The 6,443-nt window shown below is 29.0% G+C and carries 6 protein-coding genes; 2 read left to right on the top strand and 4 right to left on the bottom strand.

Features of this window, described 5'->3' with window-relative positions:
- Positions 1-157: 157 nt before the first annotated feature.
- From ACVC2P_RS13990 to ACVC2P_RS14005, 4 genes are all read right to left on the bottom strand, one after another.
- Positions 158-823 (bottom strand): C40 family peptidase, encoded by a 666-nt coding sequence (locus tag ACVC2P_RS13990; protein ID WP_452599072.1) that lies wholly within the window; start codon positions 821-823, stop codon positions 158-160.
- Between the two features lie 5 nt (positions 824-828).
- Positions 829-1,110 (bottom strand): hypothetical protein, encoded by a 282-nt coding sequence (locus ACVC2P_RS13995; RefSeq protein WP_452599073.1) that lies wholly within the window; start codon positions 1,108-1,110, stop codon positions 829-831.
- 395 nt (positions 1,111-1,505) lie between these two features.
- Positions 1,506-2,321: a hypothetical protein gene (locus ACVC2P_RS14000; RefSeq protein ID WP_452599074.1), complete on the bottom strand. Its 816-nt coding sequence runs from the start codon at positions 2,319-2,321 to the stop codon at positions 1,506-1,508.
- The gene (locus ACVC2P_RS14005; RefSeq protein ID WP_452599075.1) at positions 2,322-2,888 is read right to left on the bottom strand and encodes an RNA polymerase sigma factor; all 567 of its coding nucleotides are present in this window, start codon (positions 2,886-2,888) and stop codon (positions 2,322-2,324) included.
- A 208-nt stretch (positions 2,889-3,096) separates the two neighbouring features.
- Here ACVC2P_RS14005 and ACVC2P_RS14010 point away from each other — a divergent pair, with 208 nt between their 5' ends.
- Both ACVC2P_RS14010 and ACVC2P_RS14015 read left to right on the top strand, forming a co-directional pair.
- Positions 3,097-4,467, top strand: a complete 1,371-nt coding sequence (locus ACVC2P_RS14010) for a S8 family peptidase (protein ID WP_452599076.1) — start codon at positions 3,097-3,099, stop codon at positions 4,465-4,467.
- 41 nt (positions 4,468-4,508) lie between these two features.
- Positions 4,509-6,443, top strand: a 1,935-nt coding sequence (locus ACVC2P_RS14015) for a tetratricopeptide repeat protein (protein WP_452599077.1), incomplete at its 3' end; no start/stop codon positions are given.

A 6,443-nucleotide genomic window follows, 5' to 3' on the forward strand; every position in this document is an offset into this window, starting at 1 on the left:
ATTAAAGACACATTTGGAGCTGCTGGAAGCGCTCCTCTAATAGCAAAAATGATCATTTCGTTTTCCCTACCTTCTATAGAAAAGCTATTGTATTCGCAGGCTCTTCTTAAAACAGCATCGGATATTGTAAAAGTTTGTACAGACATTTTATTTGGTTTTATAATTTTGATAATTGTTTAATTAATTCTGCTCTGGTTGCGCTTCCAAAAACACCATCTATTTTTAATTTTTTAGTAGATTGAAATAGTTTTAATGCTGCTTCTGTTTTTGGACCAAAATCGCCATCGGATGTTCCTGCATTAAATCCACAAAGTTTTAATGCATTTTGTAACTCGACTACATCTTGCCCGTGGCTACCTTTTTTTAAAACCGCTGTAGATAGTGTGCCTTTTTTTGCTGGTCGTAATCTTCTAAAACCTAATAACTGGCTTTTAGGGTATGCTGTTTCTCCTACTTGGTTATTTTGGTTACCACCTAATGTATATATACGGCTTTGATCTTGTGAATACCCCATAAAAACACCTACGTGTCCTTTATGCGAGTTTGGACTCTCTCTCCAAAATATTACAACATCTCCTGGTTCTGGATTGACTACAGAAATTCCAACGTTTAACCATGATCTTGCATTTCCTAATCCAGAGGTTTCCATTCCTGCTTTTTTGGCTACCCAATTCATAAAAAAACTACACCAAGGTGTTTCGTCGTCATTTATATAATTAAAGCCCGATTCTTTTGCGTAATTAACAACTCTCTGGTTATGCTTACTACCTGGTATTTCTTTTGTTCCTATTTCTTTTGAGGCTATTTGAATTAAAGTATTCATAATGTCTATTGTTTTATTGTATTAGTAAAGTCTCCGTTTTCTTCTATTAGTAGTATATCGTCCTGCTGAAGTAAGATTAAAATAGAAGGTAAAAGTGCTAGTGGATACGTCATAGATATAAAGCCTCCTCTATTAATAAAGGCTGTAGTAGAATGGTCTTGAGATTGGCTTGTAGTAAATTGTATATCTCCTATTAATTGTTCTTTGTCTCCTCGCAACCTTATGTTTGCACCTGTATTAGATACTGTAATTGAATGGTTATTAATTTTTGCTGGATAACTTACCATGACTTTTATATTTTATTAGTTAATGTTCTGTTGTGCATTAAAAGACTGACTGCCAACGTCTTTCAACAAGTCAAAAGTAATTTTAAAGTAGAGGTTATTGTATAGGAAAACAGACCTTTAAGAAGTGGGTAATACGCTGTTTTTAATTTAGGTTGATTAACCTTACTAATTAAGGAAATACACTTATGTTAGAAAGGGAAAGTCTATTTTTTTTTGAAGAAAACCCCGTTTGGGTTTAACAATGAAAATACTATAAAGTGATGGAGGAAAACACCTTTTATGTTTTGTATGCTTTAGTTGCTAAAGTGTCTAAAAACAAAAAAGCTATTACAGTACTGTAATAGCTTTTTTGTTTTAGTTTTTATGATTAATTATTCTGAGTCACTATATATACTTTATTTTATTTCTTCAGCTATTTTTTTAGCTTTTGTGTGGTTATGGTTTTGTGTATTTGCTAAAATTATTTTTAACATTTCTTCTACTTTAGTCTTGTTTTCTTGTTTTAAATATACTAATAACTTATACCAATAGCCTCTAGAACGATCCATAGTATCTAATGCTATAAACTCATCAAATATTTTCAATGCGCTATCATAATTTCCTGTATAAAAATATGCACTACCTACTTTAAGTAATGTATAAGGATGTAACATATTCTTTGTTGATTGGTTTTTCTCGTAGTACTCAATGATAGCTCTATAGTCTTTTTCAGCAAATAATGTTTCTATTTTAAAAGATTCGTCGTGTGTGCCTTTTTCGGTTAATGAGGGGATATCCTCCCAGTCTTGATAATTATTATAATAACCTTCTAAACTATGATTAGAAAATAGAAATGGAAGTCCAATACTAACACATAATAATATTGATGCCGCAATTGCTATTGTATAGAATCGTTTGGATTTATTGGCCTTTTTATTATTAAAATAATGTTCTTCTATTTTTTTTATATGCTTGGAAGCATCTTGTATTGGTTTACTTTTTAATTCTTTCTTTATTTCTAATAATTCTACTTTGTTTTTATTTTTATCTATGGTATGCCAATCATTCTCATTAAGGGATTCTTGTAACGCTTTATATAAATTTATTTCTTCTTGTAAAGCTTTATCCTCTTGTATTAACTTTTCAAAAGCTATTTTTTCATCTATAGATAGTGTATTGTTTAAATACGCCTCTATTTGCTCTTGCATGTTGTCGTCTTGGTTGGAGTTCATTTATGCTAGTGTTTTATAACGGCTATCCGCTTTTATTAATTGTACAATTTTAGCTCTACATTTAAAAACGCGTTGTCTTACTACGTTTATAGAATTATAGGCTAAATCACGCATAATTTCTTCATAACTCATACCATTAAAATAATTACTTAGTATTTCTTTACAGTTATCGGATAATAACTGGAATTTCTCTTGGTAAAATTCTAAATGTTTTTGTTCTAAAGTAAAGTTTGCTATACTGTCTTCTTTTTCTACTAGTGGTAAAACCCCATCTTTCATTACCCATTCTTTTTTGTTTTTTATTCTGCTGCGCCATATATTTTTACAAATAGTAAATAAATATCCTTCGAAAGCCTCTAATTTTAAAGGCGTTTTTTTATGTTTTGTTATTAAATATATTAGTGCATCATGAAAAACATCTTTAGCGTCTTCAATTTTACCATTATTACGTTGTATAAAAGCTTGTACTTTTGGATAAAACTTATCGTATATTTCTAGAGTCCTTTTATAATCTCCATTTATAAGGGCTTGTAAGTACTTTTCGCTTTCCGTCATAAGTGTATTCATGTGAGTAAAATCAAAAATAATTTAATTTTTAAAAAAATTGGGTAATGTTTTTAGTTATTTAATACTTATTAGCATTAAACACTATAAGTTGTGCACAATATTTATTTTGTTAATGTAAAATGCTATCAGACCAAAAAAACTAGACCTATAACCCTACAATATTTTTAAAATGTTGTTATTAGTAATAACCCGTAAAACCTATTAAACAATGAAAAATTTAATTAAACTATTAGTTTGCTGTGCATTTATATTATTAGGATGCTCTGAAATTGAAGATGACACCATAACCAATGATACAGCATCTACACAGATACTAGAAAAAGGTTTAAAACCTAATCTGTCATACAATAATATAAACATGGCTAAATATCATAATAACGAACTTATTATTCAATACAAAAAAAATGTTAGTCCAGCTGCTATAAAGCTTTTTAGGCAATCATTTGGCATTTATTCTGCTAATTTACAAGGCACACCTCCACCAAATAAACAAGGTACCTTTAAGGTTTGTGACTTATGTTCTCCAGAAGCTATAATAGAATTATGGACCTTAGAACCTGAAGTAGATATTGAGATTGTTGCTATAGGTATATCTGGAGATGATGATACAGATTCTGAAGATTTAATTGACGCTTTTAGCTATAATCTATCATTTGTTTTAGAAAATGATACTACACCTGCATTTGGTTCTATTGAATATGCCGATTATACAGACAAAGTTGTTACTGAAAATACAGGAGTTACAATTGCTGTAATAGATTCTGGATTGAATCCAAATTTCCCGGTTTTTAATGGTCAGCCTTTTTTATACAAAGCCAATCTCCCTGGTTTTCCTTCTGTGATTTCTGGATGGGATTTTGTAAATAGTGATAATGATCCTTTTGATGATAATCTTGTTCAACATGGTAGTTTAGTAACCAGTGTGCTAAAAACGAAATTAGATTTAACTGATACTGATTACCAAATTATCCCATTAAAAGCTTCTAATGATGAGGGGCGCTCTTCGTTATTTAATATCATTTGTGCTGTAAATGCTGCTGGAAATATGGGAGCCAAAGTAATAAATATAAGTTCTGGCTATTACCAATCTCCTGTATTAACTTCTCCTATTGGTGCTACTTTAACAAACGACCAAATACTTACTAATTTATTTAAACAGTTTAATAATACGCTAGTTGTTACATCTGCTGGTAATGCAAATAATAATAATGATAACGAAAAAATACACAAACCTTCATCTATAAGCGAACCTAATCTTTTAGCCATAGGTGCAGCAAGATATTATGCTAAAAATACAGATGTTAGAATCGCTAGTTTTTCTAATCATGGTATTTATTCTGTAGATTATGTAGCTAGAGGTTACAATGTATCTTTTATAGATGTCGGTAATAACCAGCATTTTATACATGGTACTTCTTTTGCTGCTCCTCAGGTTTCTGCTGTTGCTGCTACAATTTTAGATAATTATGATTATAGTTTAACTATTACTCAATTAATGGAAAAAATATATAATTACGGGCAATATTTAACTTATTATGAGTCTGACAGGCAAGTAAAATTTCAAAAAGTAATTCCTTAATTATTGTATGATTGTATATATTTGGGGAAACCCTCAAAATAATGACTTTATATAAATATGTATTTTACAGTATTATACTATTAACTTCATTTAGTAATGCTCAAAATATTAACGATTTAATTGAACAAACCAATACAATATACAATCAAAACAAAAGCACCCCAACAGAAGGGCTTATAGTACTTGATTCTCTATTAAAGCAACAAGATACCTTAACTCCTTCTGAAGGGATTGCTAATATTTATCATAGAAAAGGGTTATTACATGAAAGGTTAGCCAAATATAGTAAGCAAAAAAAAAATAGTATTGATGCCATAAATAATTATAAAACAGCTATAAAAATAAGGGAAGCATCAACTCCGAAAGATTTAAAAAAGATAAATAATAGCTTATATAATATCTCAAACTGCTATTCTCGTATGGGCAATAAGAGTATGAGGCGCAAAGTTTTAGAGTCTTTAAATAGAAGTTCTACAGATAAATTTGTGTATAAATCCTATAATGCACTAGCATATATACACGAAACTATTGGTGACTATTACACTGCTTTAGAATATATAAATAAAGTTATATTATCTTATGAATTTTATAAAGATCCTAAAACCCTCTATGATGCTCATAAAGCTGCTATTTATATTTATAGTGAAAAAAGTAACAATAAAGAAGATTTAATAAAAATAAACACGCATGTCCAAAGCATTGAGAACTTAGTAAAGCTTCATGATAAATTAAAGCGACCTATATATATAGATAATAGTTTAGCTAAAATTTATAAAAATATAGGCCTATACGAGACTGCTTCTAAATTCTACAATAAAGCTTTAACTGAATACCTAAAAATAAATGATTCTGCAAATGCTTCTACTTTATATCATAATTTAGGAGAATTATACTCAATTACAAAAGAGCATAGTAAAGCAAAAAAGTATTTTAATAAAGCGCTTACAATGGTTAAAGACAATTTAACAAAGTCTGGCATTTATGCAAACCAAGGAGCATATTTAAATACTAAAAAGTCTATTGAGAGACTCCCCTATTTTGAAAAAGCAATACGGATACTTTTTAATGAGGAAACAAACTTAAGCTATACTTTTAAGTTACCAACTCTAGAAAAATTAAAATTAACATCGCATAAATCTTATGCTTTGATATATTTAACAGAATACGCTAACTACCTCGTAAAAAGTTATGAGGAAGAAAAAAACAAAACATATTTAAAAAGAGCCCAAGAAACACTTTATAAAATAGACCAATTAGTATCGTTAATGCGTTATGATAGTTCTAGTGAAAAGTCAAAGTTATTTTGGATTAACAAAGGGGTGGATTTATATATGCTTGCTGTTAAAGTTTCTTATTTGCTAGATTCTCCAAAAGATGCTTTTTATTTTATGGAAAAAAATAAATCGCTATTGCTTCTTGAAAATTTAACATCGGCAGAAGAAAAAGCAAGGTTACAAATACCCGATTCTATTTTACAACATGAGTTTAATTTAAGGTATGCTATTTTAGATATAGAAGATAAACGGCATAAATTCCCAAAAGATAATACGTTAACAAAACTATACTTAGAAAAAGAAAACAAGTATATAAATTTTTTAAACTCATTAAAAAATCAATATCCAGATTATTTTAATACTAAAAAAGAGCCTACTATTTTAAGTCTAAACGAGGCCAAAACGAAGCATACAACTGCAAATACAAACTATATAGAATATATTCTAAACGACTCTTCTGGTTATGGTTTATTTTGCTCTCAAACAGAAACGATTCTTTTTGAAATAAAAGATGTTACTAAACTATTAAATGAACTAGAGGTTTTAAAAACACTTATAAGTCAACCTATTATTTACAAAAAAGATAATGATAGATATAATGCTGTAGCATTTTCGGTTTTTAAAACAATTTTTCCTTTTAAAAATGCTTTACATTTAATTTCTAATAAAAAATTAACAGTTATACCAGATTATAAACTTAGA

The sequence above is a fragment of the Pontimicrobium sp. MEBiC01747 genome (assembly GCF_053601635.1).